Genomic DNA, 26,021 nt, shown 5'->3' with positions numbered 1-26,021 from the left:
GGCCGGTCGGCCCCGGCCCGCGGATCAGCTGAGGGTGACCTGGCGGTTGGTCAGTCCCCCGCGCGCCCGGCGCTCTTCCGTGGTCAGCGGAGCGTCCGTGGTCAGAGCCTTGGCGAGGCGCTCGGCGAGCCGGGCCGCGGGCTCCTCCACCTGGTCGGCGGTGACGCCGACGGGCAGGTCCCAGACCGGGACCATCAGGCCGTGCGCGCGGAAGGAACCGACGAGCTTGGTGCCCTCGCCGAGGCTGGACTCGCCCGCGGCGGTCAGTCGCGCCAGGGCGTCGAGCAGCTGCTCCTCGGGGTGCGGCATGACCCAGCGCAGGTGGTTCTTCTCCGGGGTCTCGCACCAGTAGGCCGCGTCGACGCCGGTGAGCTTGACGGTAGGGATGGCGGCCGCGTTGGCGCGCTCCAGCGAGGCGGCGATCTCCGGGGAGGCGGCCTGGGCGCTCTCCGCGTCCGGAATCCAGAATTCGAAGCCGCTGTGGACAACCGGCTCGAAAACGCCGTCCGGGTCCAGGAGATCCTGAAGTCGGGGGCCCTCGGCGGGCACGCGGCGGGCCGGGACCGGATTGCCGGGCTCCGCGACGAGCGCGCGCTCCAGGGTGTCGGCCAGATCGCGGGCGAGGTTGCCGCTGGAGGACTCGTTCTGCAGGCCGAGCAGGACGGAACCGTCCTCGCGGCGCAGCGCGGGCCAGGCCATGGGCAGTACGGTCACCAGCGTGACGGAGGGCACGCCCTCGGGCAGGCCGCCCTTGAGGGTGAGCGGGATGGTGGCGGCGGGCACCAGCTCGCGCAGCGCCACCCAGTCGCACTCGGAGGGCAGGCCCTCGAACGGCCGCTGCACCAGCTCGGTGACGGCGTGCGAGGCGGCGGCGCCGTGGCAGGCCTTGTAGCGGCGCCCGGATCCGCAGGGGCAGGGCTCGCGGGCACCCACCACGGGGATCTCCCCGTCCTTGAGCTGCGGCTTTGCAGGCTTCGCTGCGGGGCGCTTCTTGGCCATCGTGGGTGTCTCCCGGTTGCGGCGGTACGTCGTTACGTGACGGCGCGAGCCTAGCCGTTCGTACCGCCGGAACCGGGTGGGTGCGGCCGGGAGCACGGTCGGCGTGCGCTCCCGGACGGCCGCGGGTCGTCGATGGCCGGTCGTCGGGTCGGGGATCCGGAACGGGGATCCGGGGCGGGGGATCCGAGCTCAGGGATCCAGGTCGTCGAAGGGGGCGGCGAAGTCGATCGCGGGCGCAGCGACGCGCGTAGCGAAATCGTCGTGCCGGGGCCCGCACGCGACCGTCACCCATACGGTGACCTCGCCGCCCGCGCCGTCCCGGACACCCCAGTCCTGGGCCAGGGCGCTGATGATGTTCAGCCCCCGGCCGCCGCGCGCGGTGACCGAGGGCGTGGCCGGAACGGGACGGGTGGGCCCGCCGCCGTCCGTGACCTCGACCGTCAGCCGCCCCGCCTTGTCGACGCGCCACGCGGCGCGTATGTCCCCGTCGCCGATCTCCCGCGCGCCCAGTGGCCTGCCGTGCCGGCAGGCGTTGCTGAGCAGTTCGGAAAGGATCAGGACGGCATCGTCCACGACCGATTCGGGCAGTCCGCCGATACGCAATTGCTCACGCATGCGATGCCTCGCCGTCCCCACGCCCGCAGGGCCATGCGGTACGGCCATGCACGACGACGTGGGCACCTCCTGTGCCACCACCAACGCCACCCCCGGAACCTCCTTAGCCCCACGCCAAGGTCTGGATGCCCCATTGGCCTGGACCGGAAACCGCCGTGGCGGAGCCCTCTGACGCATTCATGACGACTGAATGCGGAACGGATGCGCCGGAGCACACCCTGTGACGGGAGGTGTGGGGGTGACGAGTGGGCAAATGGGGGCGTCAGCGGCCAAGTTGTGACAGAACTTGGCGCGGACGGTTCGTAATGATGGCTTCCACACCTAGATCAGCGCAGAGCTGAACGTCCTCCGGCTCGTTCACGGTCCACACGTGGACGGAGTGCCCGGCGGCCTGAAGCTTGCGGATGAAGCCCGGGTGATTGCGGACGATCCGCATCCCGGGACCGGCGATCCGCACCCCGGCGGGCAGCCGGCCGTCCCGCATCCGGGGCGAGACGAACTGCATCAGGTACACGGTCGGGATCGTCGGCGCGGCCGCGCGGACCCGGTGCAGGGAGCGTGCGGAGAAGCTCATGATCCGGACCGGGTGCGGGCCCTCGGCCGCGGGGGAGTCCAGGCCGAAGCGCTTGAGGAGGAAGAGGAGCCGCTCTTCCACCTGTCCGGCCCAGCGGGTCGGGTGCTTCGTCTCGATCGCGAGCTGGACCGGCCGCCCGGCGTCCGCGACCAGCTCGAGCAGCCGCTCCAGGGTGAGTACGGAGGTGCGCTCGGGGTCGGGCTCCTTGCCGTACTCGCCGGAGGCGCCCGCTCCGGCGTCCCAGTCGGGCGACTCGTCACGGTCCTTCCAGGAGCCGAAGTCGAGGGCGGCGAGGTCGGCCAGCTCCAGGGCCGAGACCGCGCCGCGGCCGTTGGACGTGCGGTTCACCCGGCGGTCGTGCACCAGCACGAGATGGCCGTCGGCGGTGAGCCGGACATCGCATTCGAGGGCGTCGGCTCCGTCCTCGACGGCTTTGCGGTAGGCGGCCAGGGTGTGCTCGGGAGCGTCCTCCGACGCGCCGCGATGGGCGACGACCTGGATGGGGCGCGGCGTTGCGTGGGTCACCGGGTCATGGTGCCACCGCGTGAGCCCCCGGCGTGGGGCCGGGCCCTGGAGATGCGTCCGAAATGCCCGGGATAAAGGATGGGGTCAGACGCACAGGTCCGGCTTACAGTGCTCTGACGGTTGATGGGAAAGGCTTGCCCAGGAACTTGTATGACCGGTCGAACGTTCACCCGGACCGATATCCCGCCGGATGTCCGGATGTCCTGTCCGATGTCCAGCCCGCCGTGTGTGACGAGGAGAAGAGCGCTGTGAGCACCGAGAACGAGGGCACCGCGGCCCCGACGCCCCCCGCGGCCCCGTCCGCACCTCCCGTGCCGGTGGCCACGCCGACCCCCGAGCCGGTGGCTCCGGCGGACGCCGTCCCGCCCGCCGCAGCCCCCGTGGACATGGGCAAGGCTCCGGCCGCCGCCGACCAGGGGTACGCCGCCGGGCCGGTCCCGGCCGAGCCCGTGACCCAGCAGCTGCCGCCGACTCCCGCCGGTGACCCGTACGGCGCCCCCGCCGCGGAGCCGTACGGGGCGCCCGCCGCTCCCCCGGCCGCGCACGGCGCCGAGGCCTGGCCGCCGCCTCCGCCGGTCGTTCCGGCGTACGGAGCCGGGGGCCACGACGGTGCCAACGGCGCCGGTGCCTGGGGCGCTCCCCCGGTCGGCGCTCCGCAGCCCAAGCCGAAGGGCCGGGGCGGTCTGATCGCGGCCGTGCTGGCGGCGGCCCTGCTCGCGGGCGGCGTCGGCGGCGGCATCGGCTACAAGCTCGCCGACGGCGGCCTCGACGGCTCGGGCTCCACCACGGTCAGCTCCGGCGAGACCCCCAAGGACCTCAAGCGCGAGCCCGGCTCGATCGCGGGCCTCGCGGCCAAGGCGCTGCCCAGCGTCGTCACGATCGAGGCGCAGGGCGGCGACGGCGAGGGCGGCACGGGCACCGGCTTCGTCTACGACCAGGAGGGCCGGATCCTCACCAACAACCACGTGGTGGCCTCCGCGGCGAACGGCGGCAAGCTCTCCGCCACCTTCTCCAACGGCAAGAAGTACGACGCCGAGGTCGTGGGCCGGGCCCAGGGCTACGACGTGGCCGTGCTGAAGCTGAAGAACCCGCCCTCGGGGCTCAACCCGCTCCAGCTCGGCGACTCCGACAAGGTCGCGGTCGGTGACACGACCATCGCGATCGGCGCGCCCTTCGGCCTGTCGAACACGGTGACCACCGGCATCGTCAGTGCCAAGAACCGCCCCGTGGCCTCCGGGGACGGCGCGAGCAACAAGAACTCGTACATGAGCGCCCTCCAGACGGACGCCTCGATCAACCCGGGCAACTCCGGCGGTCCGCTGCTGGACGGCCGCGGCGCGGTCATCGGCATCAACTCCGCCATCCAGTCGGCGGGCAACGGCGGCTTCGGCGGCGGCCAGGCCGGTTCGATCGGCCTCGGCTTCGCCATCCCGATCAACCAGGCGAAGAACGTCGCCGAGCAGCTGATCAAGACGGGCAAGCCGACCTACCCGGTGATCGGTGTCTCCGTGGACCTCCAGTCCAAGACGGACGGCGCGAAGATCTCCGAGCAGGGCGCCGCGGCCAACGAGCTGGTCGACCCGGCCGGTCCGGCGGGCAAGGCGGGTCTCAAGCCCGGCGACGTGATCACCCAGCTCGGGGACAAGACGATCGACAGCGGTCCGACGCTCATCAGTGAGATCTGGACGTACAAGCCGGGCGAGACGGTGAAGCTGACGTACCTGCGGGGCGGCAAGCCGACCACGGTCGACATCACGCTCGGCTCCCGGGTGGGCGACAAGTAGGCGACGCGTAGGCGACGAGCAACCGCGGGGCCGGCCGTACGGGAGTACGGCCGGCCCCGCGGCGTCGGCGGGAGGTGCCGTAGGCGTGATTTCGGCTACGGCCCCTCCCAACCTCCGCTTATGCTTCGGACGTGTTCGATTCGCGGCACATACGGACTTTTCACGAGGTGGTCGCCTCCGGGTCGTACTCGGCGGCCGCTCGTGTCCTCGGCTATACCCAGCCCGCGATCACCCAGCAGATGAAGGCGCTCGAGAGAGCCGTCGGCACGCCCCTGTTCACCCGGGTCGGCCGTCGTATGCAGCTCACCGAGGCCGGCAACTCCCTCGTACGCCACGCGGAGTCCATCCTCGGATGCCTCTCCGCGGCCGAGGCGCAGATGAAGGCCTATGCCCGGCTCCGGGCCGGCCGGGTGCGGCTGTGCGGCTTTCCCAGCGCCAACGTCACCCTCGTTCCGGAGGCCTTGAGCGGGCTCGCCAAGGACCACCCCGGCGTCCAGGTGGAGCTGCTGGAGGGGGAACCCCCGGACTCGCTGCGCAGGCTGGAGCGGGGGGAGTGCGACATCACGCTGGCCTTCACCTACCCCGGGCTGCACGAGGAGATCCCGGACGAGGTGGCCGAGGTCAGGCTGATGGAGGACCAGCTGACGGTGCTGCTGCCGACCGGCCATCCCCTGGCCCGGCGCCGGGCCGTGCACCTGGCGGACCTGGCCGAGGAGCAGTGGATCGCGGGCTGTCCGCGCTGCCGGGCCAACCTCCTGCACGAATGCGCCGAGCTGGGCTTCGTCCCCGACATCCGGTTCTCCACCGATGACAACCTGGTCGTACAGAGCCTGGTGGCCCAGGGGCTCGGGGTGGCCATGATGCCCGCGCTGGTCCTGCCCTCGCTCTCCCTGAACCGCGTGTGCGGACGGCCTCTGGCACCGGTGGCCCGCCGCCACATCGCCGCCTACGTCTACCGGGACCACCTGCGGATACCGGCGACGGTGGCCGTCCTGGACGAACTGAAACGTGTGGCGGCCAACCGCGTCGGCTGCTGACCGGACCCCGGGGCGGCCCCGCCCCGATCCATAAGCGGCACTTGGGATTTTGGGTCGAAACTGTCGTTGGACGTGATGGATCCGCTGCCCGACGCTGCGGGTATGACCACCACCACGCCGGCCCGTACCACCGCGAGGATGGCCGCCCTCGTCGCTGAGATCCGTACGGTCGTGGACCGGGGCCTCGCCCCCGACCTCACCGCCTATCTGGTCGGCGAGCGCGTCGCGCCCCAGCTGGGTACGCCCGACCTGCTCACCGCCGAGCAGCGCGAGGGGAACCCGGACCGGTACCGGCAGCACATCCTGCACGCGGAGCCGGACGGTAGCTTCTCGGTGGTGGCTCTGGTGTGGATGCCGGGTCAGGAGACGGCCATCCACGACCACGTCTCGTGGTGCGTGGCCGGAGTGCACGAGGGCGCGGAGAGCGAACTGCGCTACCGGCTGGCCCCGGCGGCGGGCGCCGCGGGAGCCCGGCTGGTGGCCACCGAGGAGATCGTCAACGGCGTCGGAGACGTCTGCGGCTTCGCGCCGCCCGGCGACATCCACAAGGTCCGCAACTCCTGTCGGACGAAAGCGATCTCCCTGCACGTCTACGGCGCCGACGTGGCCCGTCTGGGCAGTAGTGTCCGCCGCGTCTACACGCTCCCCACCGACTGATGGCGCTGCTGCACCGGTCCCCTCCGCGTACCGGTGGGGCCCGGCCTGTTTCACGTGAAACATCCACGCCCTGGCCCGGGTTGGCCACCGCCGTGCTCGGTGCCGCGATCGCCTGGGCGGTGCACTGGGTCGTGCCCGCCGTGCCCTGGCTCACCGCCTCGGTGGTGCTGGGCATCGCCGCCGCCCATCTGCCCCGGCTCCGGACCTTCGTCCGCGGAGCCGCCCGGCCGGGCCTGTCGCTGGCCGGGCGACGGCTGATGCGGATCGGGATCGTCCTGCTGGGCCTGGGGCTCGGCCTGGACGACGTGCTGGGGCTGGGCTGGGCCACGGTGGCCATGGTGATCGCCGTGGTGGCCGCGACCTTCCTGGGCACCCTGTGGCTGGGCCGACGGCTCGGGCTGCGCGGTGACCAGCCGCTGCTGATCGCGACCGGGTACTCGATCTGCGGGGCCTCGGCGATCGGCGCGGTCAGCGAGGTCTCCGGCAGCGACGAGGAGGACGTGGCCGCCTCGGTGGCGCTGGTCACCCTGTGCGGAACTCTCGCGATCGCGGTACTTCCGCTGCTCCAGGGGTCGTTGGGGCTCACCGACCCCGAGTTCGGGCGGTGGGTGGGGGCCAGCGTGCACGACGTGGGGCAGGTCGTGGCCACCGCCCAGACCGTCGGCCCCGAGGCCCTCGGGGAGGCCGTGCTCGTCAAACTGATGCGGGTGGCCCTGCTGGCCCCGCTGGTGGCCGCCGTGGCCTTCTCGCTACGGGCCCGGCGGCGCGGGGTACGGACCGCCTCGGGGCGCCGGCCGACCCCGGTCCCGCTGTTCGTCGCCGGGTTCCTGGCGGCGGCCGCCCTGCGCGCCACCGGGGTCGTCCCCGAAGCCGTGCTGGGGTGGGCGCACACGGCGCAGGAGGCACTGCTGGCCGCCGCGCTGTTCGGCCTGGGCGCCGCGGTGCACCTGCCGACGCTGGCCCGCACCGGCGGGCGTGCCGCGGTACTGGGGCTGAGCTCCTGGGTGGTGGTGGCCGGGGTCTCGTACGCGGGCGTCCTGCTGACGATGTAGCCGCCGGGGAAAGCCGCGGAACCGCCCGGACATCCCCACACCGCCCTGATCTTCGCGCACCACAGCGCCGCACCGCCCGGTACTCTGTACCCCGCCAGGTGGGTTGCCCGAGCGGCCTAAGGGAACGGTCTTGAAAACCGTCGTGGCAGCGATGTCACCGTGGGTTCAAATCCCACACCCACCGCCAGGTCAGAAAAGCAGCAGGTCAGAGGGCGGGTACCCAAACCGGGTGCCCGCCCTCTCTGCTCACCCTGTCTCACCCTGGTGCACCCATATCCCGCTGTTGACCAGCGCGTATGGGCCATGTGTGGGCCAGGATCGGGGATCACCCGCCGGCCAGTCCCCTCTCGATCAGCTCGTTCGCCCGAGACTGCTGCCCCTTCAAGATCTTGGCGTAGAAGCGAAAGAGCACGGTGAGGCTGTGCCCTGCTCGTTGAGCCACCTCCATCGGGTCGACACCCGAGTTGATCCACAGGGACACCCCAGCGTGCCGGAGGGAGTACGGCACGTCCGCGAGGGGCGTCATGGCCTCTTCCTTCGGCAGCGCCTTCGCCCGTGCCGCGTCCCAGAGGTCGCAGTACTCCGTCGAGCGGACCCGCCCGCCCTGCGCAGCACGGAAGAGCCGTCCGTCGTCGGCGACGCCGTACTTCTCCTTGTGGTCGCGGAGCATCGCGGTCAGGACCGGTGGGATGGGCACGGATCTGGTCGCGGTTCGGGCCCTCCGCTTCAAGCCGCGCTGCTCGAACGACTGCCCGTCGTCGGTCCACCCCGAGCCGACCTCGGGGCGACTTCCCGCGAGGACCAGCTCTCCCCAGCCGCTTCGGGGCAGGGTGCAGTCCACCGCGCGGAGGGCAGCGATTTCCGAGGGGCGCATGGCCGCGTAGTAAAGGCATCCAAAGAAGGTGGACATGTGCTCCCCTCGGCCGCTGAGCTGCCTGACGGCGTCGATCAGAGCTGCCGCCTGATCGGGGTTGGGGACGTATCGGAAATCGACTTCGTCGTCCTTCTCGGGCGCGGTCCAGTCGAGACGTCCGAGCGGGTTGGCGGGGAGCGTGCCGCGCTCCACGGCGTACCGCAAGGTATTGCTCATGACCATGCGCTTCCGGTTCACCGTGTTGTCCGCAGCGGGCTTGCCGTTGAGCTTCTTGGACAGGGCATCAAGGGCCCCACGCAGGCGATCCGAGCGTGCGACCTCGGTCATCTTGACCGTGTTCGATGCGACCCAGGCAAGGGCGGCAGCGATGTCCTCCGGCGGTTCCTCGATCTCGTGACGCATCCGAAGAGTGCCGTCGTCTCCCCGTACAGCGCGGAACGCCCACCCGTACAACGCCTTTCGCAAGATGGCGGAGTCGGGAGCACCACGTGAGCTTGATACGAACGCCGGAGTCACGGTGGCGAACGTCTCGGCGATGCTCGCACGGTGCTTGGCCGCGGCCTTCGGCCACTTCATCAGCACGTAGGCCACAGCGTGCTCGTACCAGGTAGGCGTGCTCAGCGCTTCGAACTCCGACGCAGGCAGCCCAGTCTGCTCGTCGAACTGCTCGCGGTTGCGGAGCGCGGTGAGCAGCTCGGAGCGTCGGCCGTCGGCCTGCACCTTGAGCTTGAAGCTCCTGGAGTGGGGTCGCTCCCCTACTCGCCAGCGCAGCTCGAACGGCTTGGGGCGGCCCTTCCGCTCACGAATGGACCAGATATCAACGTCGTACGTCAGCATGTCTCTCCAATTGGAGAGAGGGCCCACCGCAGGGTGGGCCCTCTCTCTGAGCGGGGCGGATCAGGCGGCGACTTCCTCGCACCCGGACAGCCAGGTGTCCAGATCGACACGGCGGACACGGAGCTGGCCGTTGGGGAGCTTGATGAGGCGCGGGCCCTGGCCACGGGCACGCATCCGGTAGAACGCGGCTCGGCTCATGCCGATCTCTGTGAGGACTTCCGCGAGCTTGAGCATCTGGGGGCGGGCCATCTCAGCTCCTCTTTGGAGTTGGAGTCACAATGCTCTGAGTCGCGACTCATCGCGGCTCAGGAGGGGAAAGCCCAGGTCAGAGGGATAGTTCGTGAGTCGCGCAATGCGGCTCATCGCGACTCACCGTCGGGACGGGCCGTGCCGCTGAGTCGCGCTGAGCACGAGAACGCGACTCACGGGGGTTCGCTCTGACCTGCGGGTTTGTTGGTTGAGTCGCGATGAGTCGTGACTCAGGGCATTGCGGTTCTACTTCAGACCGACGCCGGTGTAGGTGCGGACCTGACCGCCGGTTTCGGCGCGTGGCCGGGTCAGTTTGATCTGGGGGACGATCGAGATCAGGTTCCGTCCGAAGAGCTGCTTCGTGCCGGGCTTGACGCCGGAGTCCTCGGCCCAGTTCCGCCAGGCGGTCCACAGGACGTCCACGGGAACGGAGGAGGTGGGGCCGGTAGCGCACTTCTCGCGGACGAAGGCGCCGGTGGGGGAGGCGGTGTCCTGCATGGTGGTGACGGCATCCCGTGCGGAGTCGGGGATGGTGATTCGGCCGTGGGCCTGAAGGCGGGTGAGTCCGTCGAGTGCCCAGTTGAGGATGCCGGGCATTTCGGCTGCCAGGCGGTCGTCCAGGCCAGTGTCTTCACAGCCGAGCCAGGAGACGGCCAGGCCGAGAACGATGAACCGGCGGGCGATAACTCCGCTGCTGTCGCCGAAGCTTGGCAGCTCGTTGGTGAGGATCATCAGCCGAGTCGGCAGCTTTCCGGTCCATGCATCCCGGAACTTCCGGTCGATGTCGATGGTGTCCTCGCCTGAGATGGTCAGCAGCCTCTCCACCACAGGTCCTTCGCCGGACCCAGCGAGACGCGCATCGGAGATGATCGCGAGCGGCTTACCGATGAGGGAGGCCAGGCCGAAGGTCGTACCTAGCCCTCCGAGGGTGGGCCCGGCGAGATTCTGTGGCCCGATGAGCTTCTTCAGGACCCGGGCGATGGTGCCCTTCCCGGAACGGGACGGCCCGTGGACCAGCAGGATCTTCTGCTGGTCGGTGCGTCCGGACAGGACGTATCCGAACCACTCCTGGAGCGCTTGCACGGCCTGAGGGTCATCGGGCCAGAGACCAGCTAGGAACTCCTCCCAGGCGGGGGCAGTGGCCGCGGGCTGGTAGTTGTAGGGGACGGAGACGATGTTGAACAGGTCGGGACTGTGCGGCAAAAGGGCCCGGTCGGAGACGCGCAGGACGCCGTTCTGGCACGCGACGATGGGGCCCTGGTCAACCGCCCCCTGGTGCAGCCAGGACGGGGCGTCGGTCGTGGTGGGCAGAAAGGTGATGGCGGCAAGGGCGTCGAGCACGTTGGAGATCTTTGTCTTGGTCGGGGCCCAGTCCCGAGTCTGGGGTCCTTTGACGGTCTCTTCCTGGTAGGTGACGTGCTCCAACCGCTCGTACATCCCGGCGCGCAGCTGTGCCTCGTCGAGTTCTTCCCAACAGGTGCCGGTCCAGCGCATCCAGGATCCGCGCCAGCGACGCAGGCGCAGCAACCCGTCAGGACCCTGCCAGTCCTGGACGAGGCGCCGAGCGACTGCGAGCGGGTTGGACGGGGACGGCATCTCCTCCGATTCCTCGTCCGTCCAAGCGTCGTGCTCCGGCGGGGTCATGCGGCTGCCCTCCCCTCGGTCTGGACAAAGCAAGCGGTCCTGTGGGCGTCGTGGTCGGCGATGAGAGCGAGGGCGCGAGACTGCCCGGCGGCGAACAGGTCACGTCCGCACGCGCACCAGGACCGGACGGTCGGGGTGGTGCCGCGGCCGGAGGCCATGATGTGGAGCCAGGCGACGGGCCGGCGCCCGTCGTCCGCGCGCGGGTCAGGGCGAACAGATGAAAGGACGCCTTCGGCGACGACCTTCGGCGCGCCACTGCCGTCCGGGGCGGGGGCCGGTTCGGCGGGGCTGATCTCGGAGGTAGTGGAGGAGGTGCCTTCCAAGGAGGGATGGGGTCGGGGGCTCACGCGACGCCCCTGGTGCGAACCGTGCGGGCGGAGCTGTCGAGGGCGCTGCGGATGGTGGAGCGGCACTCGGCAGCGGTGAGTCCCCGCTCCTCCCCCGCCGCTTGGAAGGCCTGCTCAGCTTCTTCGCGGGGGATGTCGCCCCAGGCGACGAAGCGCCCCACCTTGAAGGCGCTGCGGTTCAGCGTGTTGTTGGCCTGCTTAGCGGGCGCGCTGCGCACGACGTCGCACTCGGCGTCCAGCGCTGCGCGGGCCGCGCTGGTCCCACTGACTGCCGGGCTCAGGAGCTGTCCCCTGCGGACGGGGGCGGGAGGTTGGAGCAGGAGCAGGATCCAGGCGGGCAGTTCGGCGACCGGGGTGTCGAGGGTGACTTCGTAGGTTCCGGTGGGGGTGGTGCTGCCGGGGGCGACGACGTACCCGCCGTGGGCGCGGGTGTCGATGAGCGGGCCGAGCTTGCCCGCGGTGTTCCCGAGCCGGATCCCGGCCGGGGCGGTGAAGTACAGGTGGGCCCCGCCGGAGGGGGTCCGGGTGCGGTAGGTCGTGGGGACGGCCTGCCCGGCGCGCTCGCAGAGCGCCATGAAGGTTTCCGCGCCGTCAGGCGCGTCCCCGCTGCTGTTCGGCTTGGGCATGTCGAGGTCTACCACGAGCAGGTGGGCGGGGCCGGTGGCGATCCCGATGTTGTACGGCCTGTGCGTCCAGCAGCGAACGATCACCGACGGGTCAGTGGTCGCCCGCTGCTCCCACTTCACGTGCCCGCCAGCGCAGTTCGCCGTGCGGGGGCAGCGGTCCTGTCCGTGCAGGGCGGGGGCTTTGGAGCCCGGGTGCAGCGGGAACACCGGCCAGCCGCGGGCCGCGAGGCTCAGGGCTTCGGCCAGCATCTTCACCGTGCGGTGTCGCGGGTTGGGGGTGGGTTGGGTCATGCTGGTCTCTCCAGTTCTTAGCGTGCTGGACGAGAGCGGCCCCGATCATTGGCGTGAGTGGGGGCCGCTTTCGGCATGTCGGGTGGTGGTCAGAAGCCGTTGTGGGCGGCGATGCCGGGGCACGGGTGGTCGGGGCAGTCGCACCCCAGGCATTCCGGGCACTCTTCGGTGTCGCAGTCCTCGCACCACGTGGGGTCGGGGTCGTGGTAGCCGCCGCACTCGTCGCAGTAGATGTCTTCCACGGGTGCCCCTCTCATGGGTAGTTGCCGGATGGGCTGCTGTTCTAGGTGGGGGGCCAGGTGTGGGGCCGGTGCTGGTTGCCGAGTTCGGTGAGCCAGTCGGGCCACTGGGGCCACTCGGGGCCGAGGTAGTAGTGGGCCGACTGGTCACGGGATCGGAAGTCGTAGTAGCGGCGGCCGGGTACGCGGCTGGCGGGGCCGGTGACGATGGCGTTGATCGCGCCGGGCCGGTCGGAGCGGTAGCGGAAGGTCACGGTCTGCGGGGTGATGATGACCGTCTCGCCGTGGGCCAGGAGGTCGGGCCGCCCGGTCACGGTGATGGTCACGGTGGCCCGCTCGACGTCAATCTCGGGGTCGTCGCGGAAGTCGTCGGGCATACGGGGTTCCCTCTCAGCGGTGGTTGATGGTGCCGGTGGCGCGGCCGAACATCCCGGACGCGCTGATGTTCTGGGTGACGTGCTGGACGGGCGCGGCCCCGCGGCTCGCTCCCTGGGCGGCGCGCAGGAGGAGCGGGGTGATGGCTCCGGTGGCGATGAGGGCGATGGCGGCCCAGAGGGCGTGGGTCATGGCGATCAGTCCCGGGGCGGCGTAGGCGATTCCGTATCCGGCGCCGGTGATGCCCGCGCCGAGGGTGGGGGCGAGGAGCGCGGTGGTCTTGGCCCATGCCGGAATCGGCGCGACGGCCGGGACGGGCGCGGGTCCGGTGGGGTGGGTGTAGGCGAGGGTGCGGGTGCCGTCGGGGAGGGTGACGTACTGGACGCCGGGCGGTATCTCGGCGGGCAGCAGTCGCGGTTCGGGAACTGCGGGCGGGTAGAGGATCGCGTCGCCGTACCGAACCGGCGCGGGGGTGGTCGGGTGGGCGTAGTGGTGGGGCATGGGGATGCCTCCGGGTGTGGGTGGGGCCCGCGCCGTGTGGGTGGCGCGGGCCCGCGGGTGAGGTGTCAGGGGCAGGTGTCAGGTGGTGTCAGGGAGCGGGTGTCACGGGTTCTGACAGCGGGTTTGCCTAAGGGTTTGGGTGTCAGGGCCCCGTGACGGTGTCAGGTGTCAAGCCGCTGTCAGGGAGGGGACGATGCGCCACCGGCCGGTGGCGGACGTCGGCTCCAACCGGCCGTCCAGGGCGGCTTCCTTGAGGCGTTCGGAGACCCAGGGGCGGGAGAGCTGGTGGCGGTCGCACCAGTCCATGAAGTCCTTCGGGCCGACGACCATCTGCCGCGCGTCCTCGAACTCATCCAGGGCCCGCGCGAACAGCTCCCGCGCCTCGGCGGGTGAGGGCTTGTGCCCCGGGGACTCCCACAGCGGGGTGTCGTCCCCGCCCTCCTCGTCGGGGAGTTCGGCCTCCGGGTCAATGCCCGCGTCCTCCGGATCACACAGGAGGCCGTACGGTTCCGCTTCCGCGACGGGCCCCTCGTCGCCGATGGCCGTTTGCGGCGCCGGGGTGCTGCCGGGGGTGGGGCGGCCGGTGTAGTTCTGTCCGGCGACCGCGCCTACGGCTGCGGCGGTGATGGGGTCGGCGGTGGCTCCGTGGCGTTGGGCCCAGGCGGCGAGGGCTTCCATGGTGGGGATGGCGGTGTGAGGGACGGCGAAGGTGCGGCCCGGGGAGGGGTAGCGGTCTTCGGGGATGCCGGGCGAGACGACGTAGCAGTAGCCGGGGCGCCGGTTGCCCCAGGCGCCGGGGTGGGCGCCCGCGTCGATGACCGCGTCGGGGAGCGAGAACCCCTCGTCGCGCGGGTCACAGCCCAGCGCGATCACGGACGGCAGCGATGCCCGCGTGCTGGTGGACATCTGGTCATAGGACGGGCGCTGCAGCGACACGATCAGCGAGACGCCCGCGGAGCGGGCCTCCTGAGCGATGCCGGTGAAGACGTCGTCGCCGAGGGCGCGGAGGGTGTTCGCGGCCTCTTCCTGCCAGGCGACGAGGAACGGCATGCCAGGGCAGCCACAGGGGCGACCGTCGGGGCGGCAGGTGTGGTCGGGGCTGGTCTGCTGCTGCGCGGCTTCGGGGACCCACTGGCGGTAGCCGTGGGCGCCGAGCCAGCGGGTGCGGGCGGGGATGGCGGCCTTGATGGCTTCGACCATGACTTCGGTGTCCGGGCCGCCCTCGGCAGCCCAGTCCATGCCAGGCAGCAGCGGGCGGAAGTCCTGGAACATCTTCGGGTCGGAGACGAACAGCAGCACGTCACGGCGGGAGAGGATCTCCATCATCAGGTTCAGGGCGGTCTCCCCCTTCCCCGACCCGGTGCCGCCCGCGATCAACACGTGTGTCGCGTTGCGCTTGGCGTCCGGGTCGCCCGGCAGCCACAGAACGAGGGGTGATCCGTCGTCGTAGCGGCCGATGACCAGCGGCTCCGCGATGCTCGCGCCCAGCGCGGACGGGCCAGGCCAGTCCGCGACCTGCGCCAGCATGTCCTCCGGGACGATGACCAACTCGCCGCGGCGGGCAGAGGCGGGATCGCCAAGGTAACGGACCGCGGACGTCGGCAAGTCCAGGGCCGACGCGAGCCGCGGCAGAACCTTCGCCACGTCCTCGTTGGTCTGCTCCCCAGCCTCCAGGACCATCTTCGCCGTGACCCGGTTCGGCTCCACGCTGGTGGCGCCGATCTGGGCCCGGGCCAGGCCGACCTTCTCCAGCAGCCCCTTGTCCGCCCCGCCGGCGGTGGTGCCGTCGACGTTGCGCCGCAGAACCATGCGGATGTTCCAGGACAGGGCGAGCGCGGGCCCGCCCATCAGGTACAGGTCCGGGAGCGGGCCGGTCAGGGGTCCGGCGAGGCAGGCGCCGGTCAGCCACGCGGAGCCCGCGGCGACCGTGATCGCCGAGTGCATGCGCCGCTGCTGCCCGGTCGCCTTACCCGCCCACCAGGTCACCCCGGTCAACGCGACCGACGCGAGAGTCAGGCCGACGCCCGCGGCGGCGCTGCCCTGCCACTCCAAGCTGCCCAACGCCCCGGCGACGCCCAGGCCACCGACGGCGAGCCAGGGCGGCAGGTGCGGTTTGGCGCGGTGCAGGATGTAGGCGGTGATCCCGGATCCGTCCGAGGCCCCGCGGAGCTGGTCCTCGTACTGCTGCTCAACGTGCTTGTGCTCGGCCATCAGGTGGTTCTCCTTTCTAGAGCTGGCCCCAGTCCATGCGCGGCTGTTGGGGGCGGCGGGCGCGGTGGCGGACGCGGTTGATCTCTTCCTCGTACTCCTGCTGGAACAGCGCGTACGTGGCGGCGGCGTTCTTCGCCGCGTCGCGCAGGGCGTCCGCGGCGCGCTGCATCTTGCGGGCGACCTTCGCCGCCCGGACCCGCGAACCACCCAGGCGCCCGTTCGGGTCGGGGACCTGGACGAGGGTGGCCTTGAGGATCTCGGCGGCCATGGCGACCTCGATCGAGAGGGCGACCCCGGCGGCCCGGACGCTGTTGCAGTACTGGCGGACCTGCGCCGGGGAGGTGAACTCCGGTGCGGGCAGCAGGTTCTGAGCCTGCCGCCCGCCACCGGATCCGTTGCCGCCAGCGAACCCCGTGCCACCGCCACCGCTGCGGCCCCGGCCGCCGCCGTTGATGGTGAGGTTCAGGCCCGGGGAGAACGTCTTGTTGTTGACCTTGGTCTGCGAGCCGTTCGCGCCCGGCCGGGGCCTGGGCCGCGACGGACGGGGGGTGCCGGTGTTCCAGTCGGTGCCGCCACTGCCCCGGACCCAGGTGTTGTCAGACATCAGCGGCTCTCCTTCGTGTAGGTGGGGGCCAGGCGACCGGCGATGAGCCACGCGAGCTGGGCGGCGAGCGTGAGCAGGGCCCAGGACAGGGCCACGGCCGGGTGGGTCGGGCTGAACCAAATCGCCACCGGCACGAAGGCAACCACCCCGGTCGCCGCGGCGGCGGCCAGGGCCCGCCACGTCGTCGTGGTGCGTGAGGTGGCCGGACGGCGGCGGGTGATGGACACCCACACCGCGACCGGGGCCAGGGCGAGCGGGGCCAGGAACCAGGCGGTGCGGGGCTCGATCAGGTGCACCACCCCGCACGCCATCAGCACGATGACGGCGATACCGGTAGGGGCCCAGCTCCGGCGGTGCTTCCACACCCAACGGCCAGACGCGGCGGCGGCCCGGGCGGTCAGGGTCGGCTCCTCGGAGACGACCACGATCACCTGCGGGACCTGCTTCCCGCGCTGACGCGGGATGTGAACCGTTTGGGGCGCGGCCGACTGCGCGGCCGTCGTACGAATGCGGCGGGACACGGCGAACTCCTTCGGACGGGGAGGTTCAGGCGGCGCGCTGGTCATCGGGGTAGGCGCACGGGACGCACATGCCGAGCTGGGCCGGGATCACGTACCCGGCATCGTGGCGGCAGGCGGGGCAGGTTCGGCGGGCGGAGTTCGCCTTCGCCAGGGCCGCGGCCTTGGCCGCGGTCATCGGCCGCACCGGCAGTGCGAGGTCGATCCGGTAGAGGTAGGCGACGAGCGGGCGGCGCCGAAGGCGGCCCCGCTTCACCTGAGCGATCACCTCCTGACCGCCGGGGCGGAGCCCGGCGGCGCGGAGCTGGCGGCGGGTGGCCAGGCCATCGGGGGCCAGGCGCCAGGGGTAGATGGGGAGGGTGGCCATCAGCCGAGGTACTGGTGGGAGGCTCGGCAGTGGGTGGCGTGGTCGTTGGCGGCCTGTCGGGTGATCGTGACGCCTTCGATCATGGTGGAGCGGTAGGCGCAGCCGTGGCAGTACCAGGAGGAGCGGCTACGTGTGCCAGTGATGTCCACGGCCGCGCCCATCTGGTTGTGGAAGCGGATCAGGAGACCCTGCGGCTCGGCCGGGCTGGCGTACGGGGAGAGCTTCACGAAGCGGCTCCTTCCAGGGCCGGAGCGCTGTCACGGTGTTCCTGGTAGCGGGCAGAGGCCCAACCCACGGACCAACCGGACAGCTCAGCGGCGACGCGGACAGCGAGCCCGGCCGCGAACGCTGCTTGCACGACGGCACGGGCGCGGTCCTCGGAGAGCTTCTCGGGCGGCGGCCCCGCGGCCAGGAGTTCAGCGCGTTCACGCTCGATGCGTTCCTGTTCACGCTCGCGTTCACGGCGTTCACGCTCGCCCCGCTCACGGGCCTCCAGCTCCCGCTTTTGCGCGGCCTGCCGCTCAAGGCGTTCACGCTCCAGCTGCTGCTGTTCACGCTCGTGTTCACGGCGTTCACGAGCCTCCCGCTCCGCCCGCCCCGCAGCATCAACCCGCTCTCGTTCCTCACGGCGAACACGCTCCTGCCGCTCGGCCTCCTCGCGCAGGAGCCGGGTCTCGTGTTCACGCTGTTCACGGGCAAGCTGGGCTTCGTGGTCACGGCGTTCACGGACCCGTTGCTGCCGGACTTCCTCCCGCCGCTCGGCAGCCTGCTGCCGAGCGTCCCGGTCAGCCCGTTCCTGCTCCTCCAGCCCGCGTACAGCCGCGGTCAGGGCCCGCCGGTAGGCGAGCCCCGCCTCTGCCGTCACGATCAGGAGGAGGGGAGCAACGGAGTGCACGGCGACCCCGACCAGGTCCCCGACCAGCGCGGACGCGCCCACGTTGAGGGCGAGCGTCATGGCCCCGGTCATCCAACGCAACGCCACCGGCCACGGACCGCCCTGCCCGCCCAGACGGGCGAGCACGGAATCGAGGCGGACCACGATGACCACCGCCGCGTCGACAACGAGCGGCAGAATCGGCGCCGTCCACCGCCACTCCGGAGCGGTGTGCGCGGCCATCAGCGGCGTGACGGTGAGGACGGAGTAGAGCATCGCTCCGCTCACGATCAGCCACATCCCGGCGGACAATGCGCGCTCTGCTGAACGGACGTGAACATCGTTCATTCCGCACCGCCTTCCAGCGGCCGGACCTTGACCGCGCCCAGCAGAAGGACCCGGGCCGGGTGCGGGTGGTAGTCGGGACCGGTGCTCTCCATCCAGTCCCACGCGGCGTCCTCGGCGAGCGTGAACCCGAGGTACGCCAGCGCCGCCTGCCGCGCTTCGACGGTCGGCACCTCGGTCGAGGTGGCCCAGGTGAAGGTGGGCCACTCGCAGACCAGACCGGTCTGCGCCACGTACAGCTGCCAGCACGGCCCGGTCGTCCGCAACGGTGCGGTAGTGCCGCAGCAGCGCAGCGACAGCTGCGCACGGAAGATCTGCTTGTTCATGCCGCGTCCCCCGACAGCATCGCGTCGGCAGTGCGGTTGGCCAGGTCCCGGCGGGCCGCCAGGACCCGGTTGCGGGCCCGGCGGATCCGCCGCTCATCAACCACGGTCGGGATCCGGTCCAGGGTGATGATCTGCGCGTCGAGGAGGTCGCGCTCCGCCAGGATCAGCGGCAGCTCGACCTCGATCGCGTCCAGCTCCGCGTCCGACGGCTCCAAGCCGTCCGACCACGGGGTAACGATGCTCTGAAGTGCAGCGATGGACTTCATGGGTCTTGCTCCTTCGAGAGAGGAACGGGACTCAGCAGCCCCGGGTCTAGCCACCCGGGGCTGCACTGCGTTGGGGGTGAAGCGGAAGAACTCCGGCTCCCCTCGACCCCGCCCGTGCAGCGCGAAGGCGCCGGACGGGCGGAGGAGGCAACCGGCCGCTGATCTCCAGCGGCGGAAGGGTCGCGTTGTGGGATTGGGCTTCACCCGGCACCGCTCGATCCAGAGGCAATCCCTGTCTCTGGAGGTCGTCGCGGCCCAATGTTGGCCGGGTGGTTCTTTTTAGCCGATGGCGTGCCCGCCCCTGTGGGGGTGTAAGGCCCGTTGTGACGCGGGCCCGTTCTCGATCGGCTGGTCTCCACTCGCCTCGGCCGGTGCGATCACGGCCGTAGTGCTGCGGTGGATCACTCTGTGGAGTTCTCAAACAACGACGGCTCTCCGACGGGCGCGGTAGGCCGCAAGACCTCCCGCCAAAGCGGGACACGCCGGACGCCAAAAAGTGATGCGGGTGCTCCGAGCAGCCCAAAGAAGGCCCCTCGAAGTGACTTCGGCTCGCCTTCCGGCGAGTCGTTGCCATGCACCAAGAGTGGGCCGGTGGACCGGTCCAGTCAACTGCCTTCGCTCCGACGCATGCTGATTGGCCGTCAAAAATGCCTGGTCAAGGCGCGGTTTTGGGCAATAAAAAAAGCTGAACCGGTGGACCGGTCCAGCTCTGACGGGGGAGCGGTGAGCTACATCGGGTAGCTCTCGGTGCGTTCGTATACCCCCTCAGGCGTCACGCCCTCCTCGCAGACCAGAGCGCCACCCTCGTGGTCAAAGGCCACGTGGAGTACCACCGCGACGGCGGTGGGCCGGTCCAACCGCAAATGCTCCGCCTCGAGCGGCGACGCAAGGCGGACGGTCGTCGTGTCCGAGCCCTCGACGGGGAACCGACCGGTCTGCCGTCGGATGTACCGCGTCGTGCCCTCAGTGATGGGAGCCGTCTGGGCAAGTCGGGGTGCGTTCCGCGCGATCGACGGCGGAAACCAAGCAGTGACGTAGCTGTGTGGCGTGCCGTCCGGGTGGTGCATGAGCCGGGCTCGGAGGAGAGCCTCATCGCCCTCTTCCATCCCGAGCGCCCCAGCGATGTGGCCCGGGGGGACGGCCCACTCCGGGTTGCCGATCCGCTGGAATGGCATGCCGCCCGAGACGCGGGCTGCGCCAGCGTGCCGCGCGCCGGCCGGGCGGCCCACGGCCATTTCGACCACGATGAAGCCGGTCCCTTGGCGGGCCTCCACGATGCCATCTGCGCGCAAGACGTCCACGGCTTTGATGGCGGTGGCACGCGAGACCGACCACTGTTCGGCCAAGTCGCGGCCGGATGGAATCGCCGTGCCGGGCGGAAACTCCCCGTTTGCGATACGTGCCCGCAGAGACTCGGCGATCTCCTCATATTTGAGTACAGCCATGATTCCCCTTAGGCCATGGTGGACTGGTCCACCGGTACAAGATACTGCGGCTATGGCAACGTACGAGCTAGCACCTGAGGTCCGCACTTTCTACGAGAGCGCGATTGATGAGGGCGCGCGTCTCAGAACGTCGGCAGACGGGCGCCTTGAGCTGCTGCGCACCCAGGAGATCCTCCGTCGGTATCTGCCGGACGCTCCGGCCCGCGTCCTCGACGTGGGGGGCGGCACGGGGGTACATGCCGAGTGGCTGGTCGAGGACGGGTTCGACGTCGACCTGGTCGACCCAGTTCTGCGGCACGTGGAGCAGGCCGCGAGGATCTGCCAAGCGGAAGTCGGAGACGCACGGAACCTTGCGGCGGCGTCGGGCTCCTACGACGTGGTTCAGCTTCTTGGCCCGCTGTACCACCTTCCAGACCCAGCAGACCGGCAGGCGGCGCTCGCTGAGGCCGTACGGGTTGCGCGGCCAGGAGGGGTGGTCGCCGCCGCGGCCATCAACCGGTATGCCTCGCTGTTCGAGCACGTCACATACGCCCACCTGCACACGGAGAGGCTGCATGCGTCCGTTTCGTCCATCCTTCGGACAGCCGTGTACGACGGGAAGCGGGGGTTCACGCTCGCCTACTTCCACCGAGCTGAAGAACTGGCCGCAGAGCTGACTGCGGCAGGGCTGGAGGACGTCGTCGTCCTCGGAGTAGAAGGCCCCGCCTGGTCGGCACTGAAGGCGGTGGAGCAGCAGTCGGGCGAGGCTCCTACCGAGGCCCTATTCGAGTCGGTCCTGGCTGCTGCCCGGATGGCAGAGCCCTACCCGGAACTCCTCGCAGCCAGCTCACACCTGCTGGCCGTGGGCACGGTTCCGGCGGTGCGCTGAGGCCGTCTGTCGCGGCCTGACGGCGACGGATGACATGCCGAATGATCAGGGCGGTGGCCCACCTCTTGTTTGCCTGATTTCTGAGGTGAGTGCCTGCGACGATGGGGGGCATGCCGATGCTCGGAACGCCTCTCCCAGCTGCACTCATCCCCGACTGCACCGATCTGGAAGCTCACCACACGGCCTATCGAAGCGCCAAGACCAAGAACGCGATCTTTGTATGCGTCGCTCGTCAGGGGCGGCGCTGGAAGGTGAAGCTTGATGTCATGACTTGTAGCGGGCCCCGGATTCCGGACGAAGCAATGACAGTCCTCCGGCCCGCGGTCGAAGCATTGGTACTCGCTGACACTGTGACGCAGGCCGACATCGCGCCTGATTTCATCTCCATCAGCCCGATCGAGACTGAAGAGAGAGCCCGCGAGATCGCGGCTGCCTTCCATGCCGCTCTGCACGGTCTCCAGCAGCTGTACATCGCCGTTCCGGTCCAGCGCGGAAGTGCCTAGTGCCCGTCGTCTCGGGTGCCCGGTGGGCCATACGTGGGCCAGAACCGCCAGATTGCGAGCCTGAGCGCGGGAACGTGCAGGTCAGATAGGCGTTCGCCCTGCGTGCGGAGCGCTCTTGAAAACCGTCGTGGCAGCGATGTCACCGTGGGTTCAAATCCCACACCCACCGCAGGTGAACGGCCTCTGACCAGCAGTTCCGGTCAGGGGCCGTTCTGTGTCCGGGGACGTTCCGCAAGCGGGGATGGGCCGACCGAGTGGTGTTTGTCGGAAGATCGGCGCGCGTGTGGGGCTCGGTGCGGTTGCGGTCACATGATGACGAATGTATTCAGATCCGCCCGTCGGAACATCCTGGAATGAGGGGTTCGTCATGGCCAGCAGCAGCACCTTCACCTCGCTTTGGACCACCGTCCTCGCCGCACTCGTGGCGCTCTTCGCGGCCCTCGGCCTCGGCGGCAGCGCGGCTGCCCCGGCCGCCGCTTCCGTCTCCGCTCCCGCCGTCCCGGCCGGCTCCGTGGCCAGGACGATGGCCGCGCAGGCCCGGCGGAGCTGGAGGGCGATGATGCGCGGCGGATCGCTGCCGCCGACCATCGCCCAGCGGATCCGCGCCGAGGCCCACGGTTCGACCCCCTCCGTACGCCGCCGCTCCACGACCGCCGCCTCACACGCCCCGTCCGGCCGAGCCCTGGACGAGCTGGAACTCGCCGCCTGACGTGAGCCGGTAGCGCGAGTGCAGCAGGCAGCAGGCAGCAGGCAGCAGGCAGCAGGCAGTAGTCCGTGAGTGCTTGGCAGTTGGCAGTGGGTCGCAGGTAGTGGGTCGCAGGTAGTGGGCCCGGCTGGGTGGTGCGCTCGTTGTCGCGCACGGTCGGGCAGAGGTTCGTAGGTTCAACGGTTCGTGGGTTCAAGGGTTCAGGGCTTCACAGGTTCAGGTGGACATCAGGTCGGCGAGAGCGCCCATGGGGGCGTACCGCGCGGCCGCCCCGGCGAGCGCCGGGGGCGTGCAGGGGGCGCGCAAGTACGTGTGCAGGGCCGCAGACCCGGGAGACGATGGGGTTCCCGGACGGAGCGGCCCTCTTTGGCATGCCCGGGGCCAGTGGGATTGGCGGAACGGTTCGCCTCTTACGTGCCGGGAGTTTCGCCCGTTGCGCGGGCCGCGATGCGGGGCGCTGGGGGCGCGAATGGGGTTTATCCGATGTTGCTCATGCTTGCGGGGGAATCGTCGGCTCCGGGGTGGTTCGCCGGGGATTCGGTGGGCAACTCTGGTCCAGCGACGTCGTCAGCACGAACGATCGAGGCGGTCGGCCAACTGCCTTGAGAACAGCCCCATTTCTGGTTTCTCTGGAGGATAGAGACATGGCAAGCATCCGTACCGCCCGCGTCATCGCCACCGTCGCCGCGCTCCCCTTCGCCCTCGCCCTCTTCGGCGGGGTGGCGCAGGCCGACAACGGCGGCTTCGCGAACGACGGATCGAATGCGAGCGTCGCCAGCATCATCGGCAGCGGCGTCGGCGGGAACAACAACGGCAATTCCGCCACCACGCAGCAGGTGGCCACCGGTGCCGGCGCGTCGAACCAGAACAACTCCGCGCAGGTCAACGGCTCCGCCTTCACCGCGATCCATCAGGCGAACAGCACCGTCGCGGTCAACTTCTTCCCCTGGCGGTAGACGCCCCGAGTGAGTCCTGACTGCTGAGGGCGCCCGCGCGACCGGACCGGCTGGGGTCCGGTAGCGCGGGCGCCCCCGCGTGTTCCCGGAGCGTGTTCCTGGTGTGCGTTCCCGCTGTGCGTTCCCGACCTTGACATCGACAGTAAATCTGACGGACAGTCAGGTTCACTGATGACGCGTGATGACGCGTGATGACGCGTGATGCCATGTGATGCCGGGAGGCCTGCGACGTGCACCTCGCCCCGACCGAAAACCAGGTGCGGCTCCGTGCCGAACTGCGCGACTACTTCCAGGGCGTGATGCCGGGCGGCGTGCCCGAGGACCCGGCCGGTCAGCGCGCGCTGCTGCGCCGCATCGGCGCCGACGGCCTGCTCGGCCTCGGCTGGCCCGTCGAGTACGGCGGCCAGGGGCGCGGCCCCGACGAGCAGTTCGTGTTCTTCGACGAGGCCTACCGGGCCGGGGCGCCCGTATCCATGGTCACGCTCAACACCGTCGGCCCGACCCTGATGCGCTACGGCACCCAGGAGCAGAGGGACTTCTTCCTCCCCCGGATCCTCAAGGGGGAGATCGTCTTCGCGATCGGCTACTCCGAGCCCGAGGCCGGGACCGACCTCGCCTCCCTGCGCACCAGGGCCGTACGGGACGACAGCGTCGGCGAGTGGGTGATCGACGGGCAGAAGATCTTCACCTCGAACGCCCAGAACGCCGACTGGATCTGGCTCGCCTGCCGCACCGACCCCGAAGCGCCCAAGCACAAGGGCATCTCCATCATCCTCGTCCCCACCGACGCCCCGGGCTTCTCGTGGACGCCCATCGACACCGTCGGCGGTCTGACGACCACCTCGACCTACTACGACGGCATCCGCGTCCCCGCCGGGAACCTCGTCGGCCCCGAGCACGGGGGCTGGGGCCTCATCACCAACCAGCTCAACCACGAGCGCGTCGCCCTCGCCGCCATCGGCATGCAGGCCGAGGACTTCTACGACGCCGCCCTCGCCCACGCCCGCACCCCCGACCCCGCCACCGGTGAGCGCCCGGCCGACCGCCCCTGGGTGCGGTCCCGGCTCGCCGAGGCGCACGCGCGCCTGGCCGCCGTACGCCTCCTGAACTGGCGCCTCGTCCAGGACGTGGGCGCGGGCAGCCTGGCCCCCGGCGACGCGAGCGGTGTGAAGTTCCTCGGCACCGAGTCCGCCGTCGAGGTGTACCGCATGTGTCAGGAAGTGGTGGGCGAGGAGGCCCTCGTCCGCGGGCCGACGGCCTTCGCGGGCGGCGAGCTGGAGCGGATGAACCGAGCCGCCCAGATCAACACCTTCGGCGGCGGGGTCAGCGAGGTCCAGCGCGAGATCGTCGCCATGATGCGGCTCGGCATGAAGGGGAGGAAGCGGTGACAGCGACCACACGGAGCCCGGGACCGGACCGGGACCCGGCCCGGGGAGACGGTGAGGACGAGCTGTACGCCGTGCTCAAGGCCTTCGAGGGGCGGGCCGCGGCCACCTCGGGCCGGGGCAAGGACGCGGTCAACGAGCCGATGATCCGCCACTGGTGCGAGGCGATGGGCGACACCGACCCCGCGTACACCGGGCCCGACGCGATCGCTCCGCCCACGATGCTCCAGGCCTGGACCATGGGCGGGCTCTCCGGCCACACCGACCGCTCCTCCGCCTACGACGAGCTGTTCGTCCTGCTCGACGGCGCCGGATACACCTCCGTGGTCGCCACTGACTGCGAGCAGGAGTACCTCCGGCCCCTGCGTCCCGGGAACAGGATCACCTTCGACGCGGTGATCGAGTCCGTCTCCCCCCGCAAGACCACCAAGCTGGGCACCGGGCACTTCGTGACCACCCGGATGGACGTCCACGCCGATGGCGAACTCGCCGGGACCCACCGCTTCCGGATCCTGAAGTACGCCCCGGCCCCCCGCGCCTCGGCGACGACCAAGGCCACAGCCACAGCCACAGCCGCAGCCGCAGCCGAAGCCACAGCCAAGGCCAAGGCCCTGCGCCCCCGCCCCGTCGTCAACCGCGACAACCAGGGCTTCTGGGACGGAGTCCAGGACCACCGGCTGCTCATCCAGCGCTGCGCCTCCTGCGCGGCCCTGCGGTTCCCCTGGCTCCCGGGCTGCAACGACTGCTCCTCCCTGGAGTGGGACACGGTCGAAGCCTCCGGCGCCGGGACGGTGTTCAGCTACGTGGTCATGCACCACCCGCCCTTCCCCGCCTTCGATCCGCCGTACGCGGTCGCGGTCGTCGAACTCGCCGAAGGCGTCCGGATGGTCAGCAACATCACCGGCGTCCCCTACGACAAGGTGCGCATCGGCATGCCCGTCCAGCTGGAGTTCCTGCGCGTGGACGAGGAACTGGAACTGCCCGTCTTCCGGAGGAGTGAGGGCTGATGGACTTCCGGCCCACCGAGGACCAGGCCGCCGCCGCAGGCCTCGCCGCGGAGATCTTCCGCGACCTGGCCACCCACGAACGCCTCGCGGCCGCGGGCACCGGCACCGACGCGGAACTGTGGAAGGCCCTCACGGACTCCGGGCTCATCGCGGCGGCCGAGGACATCGGGCTGCTCGGCCTGGTGCTGCTGCTGGAGGAGCAGGGGCGTACCACCGCCCAGGTCCCCTTCGCCGCCACCTGCGTGTACGGGCTGCTCGCCGTCGCCGCCCACGGCAGCGCGGAGCAGCGCGCCCGGCTGCTGCCCGCCTTCGGCACGGGCGAGGCGGTGGCCACCGGAGCCTTCCCGGCGCGGGGGCGCGGGCCCCCGGGCGCGCGCGGCCCCCCCCCACCTCGGAGGAGGGCACGGGGGTAAA

General features: G+C 70.7%; 29 protein-coding genes, 1 tRNA gene and 1 pseudogene. 12 read left to right on the top strand and 19 right to left on the bottom strand.

The genetic code is table 11. The annotated features are described in order from the left end of the window. Positions 1 to 24: 24 nt before the first annotated feature. From ABT084_RS04370 to ABT084_RS04360, 3 genes are all read right to left on the bottom strand, one after another. Entirely contained in the window at positions 25 to 999 is a 975-nt protein-coding gene (locus ABT084_RS04370) for a DUF5926 family protein (RefSeq protein WP_351038157.1), read from the bottom strand. Between the two features lie 189 nt (positions 1,000 to 1,188). Further along, complete coding sequence (locus ABT084_RS04365) at positions 1,189 to 1,791, bottom strand: ATP-binding protein (protein ID WP_351038156.1); 603 nt, start codon at positions 1,789 to 1,791, stop codon at positions 1,189 to 1,191. A gap of 85 nt (positions 1,792 to 1,876) precedes the next feature. Then, positions 1,877 to 2,713 carry a glycerophosphodiester phosphodiesterase gene (locus ABT084_RS04360; protein ID WP_351038155.1) on the bottom strand — a complete coding sequence of 279 codons (837 nt, stop codon included), beginning with the start codon at positions 2,711 to 2,713 and terminating at the stop codon, positions 1,877 to 1,879. Between the two features lie 248 nt (positions 2,714 to 2,961). On the opposite strand from ABT084_RS04360, the gene ABT084_RS04355 reads away from it, so the two are divergent. From ABT084_RS04355 to ABT084_RS04335, 5 genes are all read left to right on the top strand, one after another. Beyond that, entirely contained in the window at positions 2,962 to 4,497 is a 1,536-nt protein-coding gene (locus tag ABT084_RS04355) for a S1C family serine protease (RefSeq protein ID WP_351038154.1), read from the top strand. A gap of 131 nt (positions 4,498 to 4,628) precedes the next feature. Then, positions 4,629 to 5,534, top strand: a complete 906-nt coding sequence (locus tag ABT084_RS04350) for a LysR family transcriptional regulator (RefSeq protein ID WP_351038153.1) — start codon at positions 4,629 to 4,631, stop codon at positions 5,532 to 5,534. A gap of 102 nt (positions 5,535 to 5,636) precedes the next feature. Continuing rightward, complete coding sequence (locus tag ABT084_RS04345) at positions 5,637 to 6,191, top strand: cysteine dioxygenase family protein (protein ID WP_351038152.1); 555 nt, start codon at positions 5,637 to 5,639, stop codon at positions 6,189 to 6,191. Beyond that, positions 6,191 to 7,243 carry a YeiH family protein gene (locus ABT084_RS04340; RefSeq protein WP_351038151.1) on the top strand — a complete coding sequence of 351 codons (1,053 nt, stop codon included), beginning with the start codon at positions 6,191 to 6,193 and terminating at the stop codon, positions 7,241 to 7,243. The genes ABT084_RS04345 and ABT084_RS04340 overlap by 1 nt, the downstream gene beginning before the upstream one ends. A gap of 97 nt (positions 7,244 to 7,340) precedes the next feature. After that, positions 7,341 to 7,430, top strand: a tRNA-Ser gene (locus tag ABT084_RS04335). A 138-nt stretch (positions 7,431 to 7,568) separates the two neighbouring features. Here the strand turns inward: ABT084_RS04335 and ABT084_RS04330 are convergent. The 16 genes from ABT084_RS04330 to ABT084_RS04255 all read right to left on the bottom strand — a co-directional run bounded on the left by ABT084_RS04330 (position 7,569) and on the right by ABT084_RS04255 (position 20,182). Next, entirely contained in the window at positions 7,569 to 8,954 is a 1,386-nt protein-coding gene (locus ABT084_RS04330) for a tyrosine-type recombinase/integrase (RefSeq protein ID WP_351038150.1), read from the bottom strand. A 60-nt stretch (positions 8,955 to 9,014) separates the two neighbouring features. Next, positions 9,015 to 9,203: a helix-turn-helix transcriptional regulator gene (locus ABT084_RS04325; protein WP_351038149.1), complete on the bottom strand. Its 189-nt coding sequence runs from the start codon at positions 9,201 to 9,203 to the stop codon at positions 9,015 to 9,017. Between the two features lie 246 nt (positions 9,204 to 9,449). Continuing rightward, a complete protein-coding gene (locus ABT084_RS04320; RefSeq protein ID WP_351038148.1) occupies positions 9,450 to 10,847 on the bottom strand; it encodes a DNA primase family protein in 1,398 nt (465 codons plus the stop codon). Between the two features lie 343 nt (positions 10,848 to 11,190). After that, a complete protein-coding gene (locus tag ABT084_RS04315) occupies positions 11,191 to 12,111 on the bottom strand; it encodes a bifunctional DNA primase/polymerase (RefSeq protein ID WP_351038147.1) in 921 nt (306 codons plus the stop codon). Between the two features lie 89 nt (positions 12,112 to 12,200). Then, positions 12,201 to 12,353 (bottom strand): hypothetical protein, encoded by a 153-nt coding sequence (locus tag ABT084_RS04310; RefSeq protein WP_351038146.1) that lies wholly within the window; start codon positions 12,351 to 12,353, stop codon positions 12,201 to 12,203. Between the two features lie 41 nt (positions 12,354 to 12,394). Continuing rightward, positions 12,395 to 12,727: a hypothetical protein gene (locus tag ABT084_RS04305; protein WP_351038145.1), complete on the bottom strand. Its 333-nt coding sequence runs from the start codon at positions 12,725 to 12,727 to the stop codon at positions 12,395 to 12,397. A gap of 13 nt (positions 12,728 to 12,740) precedes the next feature. Continuing rightward, on the bottom strand, positions 12,741 to 13,226 hold the full coding sequence (locus ABT084_RS04300) for a hypothetical protein (protein ID WP_351038144.1): 486 nt from the start codon (positions 13,224 to 13,226) through the stop codon (positions 12,741 to 12,743). A 168-nt stretch (positions 13,227 to 13,394) separates the two neighbouring features. Then, complete coding sequence (gene traB, locus ABT084_RS04295) at positions 13,395 to 15,437, bottom strand: plasmid transfer protein TraB (protein ID WP_351038143.1); 2,043 nt, start codon at positions 15,435 to 15,437, stop codon at positions 13,395 to 13,397. A gap of 16 nt (positions 15,438 to 15,453) precedes the next feature. Next, the gene (gene traA / locus ABT084_RS04290; RefSeq protein ID WP_351038142.1) at positions 15,454 to 16,041 is read right to left on the bottom strand and encodes a plasmid transfer protein TraA; all 588 of its coding nucleotides are present in this window, start codon (positions 16,039 to 16,041) and stop codon (positions 15,454 to 15,456) included. After that, positions 16,041 to 16,562, bottom strand: coding sequence for a hypothetical protein (locus ABT084_RS04285; RefSeq protein ID WP_351038141.1), 522 nt, complete (start codon positions 16,560 to 16,562; stop codon positions 16,041 to 16,043). The genes traA and ABT084_RS04285 overlap by 1 nt, the downstream gene beginning before the upstream one ends. Positions 16,563 to 16,587: 25 nt before the next feature. Next, positions 16,588 to 16,926, bottom strand: a complete 339-nt coding sequence (locus ABT084_RS04280) for an RRQRL motif-containing zinc-binding protein (RefSeq protein WP_351038140.1) — start codon at positions 16,924 to 16,926, stop codon at positions 16,588 to 16,590. After that, a complete protein-coding gene (locus tag ABT084_RS04275; protein ID WP_351038139.1) occupies positions 16,926 to 17,153 on the bottom strand; it encodes a hypothetical protein in 228 nt (75 codons plus the stop codon). The genes ABT084_RS04280 and ABT084_RS04275 overlap by 1 nt, the downstream gene beginning before the upstream one ends. Further along, complete coding sequence (locus ABT084_RS04270; RefSeq protein WP_351038138.1) at positions 17,150 to 18,148, bottom strand: DUF2637 domain-containing protein; 999 nt, start codon at positions 18,146 to 18,148, stop codon at positions 17,150 to 17,152. Before ABT084_RS04270 ends, ABT084_RS04275 begins: the two co-directional genes overlap by 4 nt. Continuing rightward, on the bottom strand, positions 18,145 to 18,471 hold the full coding sequence (locus ABT084_RS04265) for a DUF6303 family protein (protein WP_351038137.1): 327 nt from the start codon (positions 18,469 to 18,471) through the stop codon (positions 18,145 to 18,147). Before ABT084_RS04265 ends, ABT084_RS04270 begins: the two co-directional genes overlap by 4 nt. Beyond that, a complete protein-coding gene (locus tag ABT084_RS04260; RefSeq protein ID WP_351038136.1) occupies positions 18,468 to 18,737 on the bottom strand; it encodes a DUF6284 family protein in 270 nt (89 codons plus the stop codon). Before ABT084_RS04260 ends, ABT084_RS04265 begins: the two co-directional genes overlap by 4 nt. Positions 18,738 to 19,465: 728 nt before the next feature. Continuing rightward, positions 19,466 to 20,182, bottom strand: a complete 717-nt coding sequence (locus ABT084_RS04255; RefSeq protein WP_351038135.1) for a GntR family transcriptional regulator — start codon at positions 20,180 to 20,182, stop codon at positions 19,466 to 19,468. 52 nt (positions 20,183 to 20,234) lie between these two features. Between ABT084_RS04255 and ABT084_RS04250 the strand changes: the two genes are divergently transcribed. The 7 genes and pseudogenes from ABT084_RS04250 to ABT084_RS04220 all read left to right on the top strand — a co-directional run. Then, positions 20,235 to 21,050, top strand: a complete 816-nt coding sequence (locus ABT084_RS04250) for a class I SAM-dependent methyltransferase (RefSeq protein WP_351038134.1) — start codon at positions 20,235 to 20,237, stop codon at positions 21,048 to 21,050. 110 nt (positions 21,051 to 21,160) lie between these two features. Continuing rightward, entirely contained in the window at positions 21,161 to 21,553 is a 393-nt protein-coding gene (locus ABT084_RS04245) for a hypothetical protein (protein WP_351038133.1), read from the top strand. 367 nt (positions 21,554 to 21,920) lie between these two features. Beyond that, entirely contained in the window at positions 21,921 to 22,262 is a 342-nt protein-coding gene (locus ABT084_RS04240; protein WP_351038132.1) for a DUF6344 domain-containing protein, read from the top strand. A gap of 641 nt (positions 22,263 to 22,903) precedes the next feature. Then, positions 22,904 to 23,215, top strand: a complete 312-nt coding sequence (locus ABT084_RS04235; RefSeq protein WP_351038131.1) for a hypothetical protein — start codon at positions 22,904 to 22,906, stop codon at positions 23,213 to 23,215. A 230-nt stretch (positions 23,216 to 23,445) separates the two neighbouring features. Continuing rightward, positions 23,446 to 24,603, top strand: a complete 1,158-nt coding sequence (locus tag ABT084_RS04230; RefSeq protein ID WP_351038130.1) for an acyl-CoA dehydrogenase family protein — start codon at positions 23,446 to 23,448, stop codon at positions 24,601 to 24,603. Then, the gene (locus tag ABT084_RS04225; protein WP_502968834.1) at positions 24,600 to 25,607 is read left to right on the top strand and encodes a bifunctional MaoC family dehydratase N-terminal/OB-fold nucleic acid binding domain-containing protein; all 1,008 of its coding nucleotides are present in this window, start codon (positions 24,600 to 24,602) and stop codon (positions 25,605 to 25,607) included. The genes ABT084_RS04230 and ABT084_RS04225 overlap by 4 nt, the downstream gene beginning before the upstream one ends. Beyond that, positions 25,607 to 25,963, top strand: a pseudogene (locus tag ABT084_RS04220) (acyl-CoA dehydrogenase family protein); the annotation flags it as partial. The gene ABT084_RS04225 and the pseudogene ABT084_RS04220, both read left to right, overlap by 1 nt. Positions 25,964 to 26,021 lie beyond the last annotated feature (58 nt).

Source organism: Streptomyces sp. NPDC002138 (assembly GCF_040296485.1).
GTDB lineage: Bacteria > Actinomycetota > Actinomycetes > Streptomycetales > Streptomycetaceae > Streptomyces.
The sequence above is the reverse complement of the archived record's forward strand: the minus strand, read 5'-3'. Positions and strand labels throughout refer to the sequence as shown.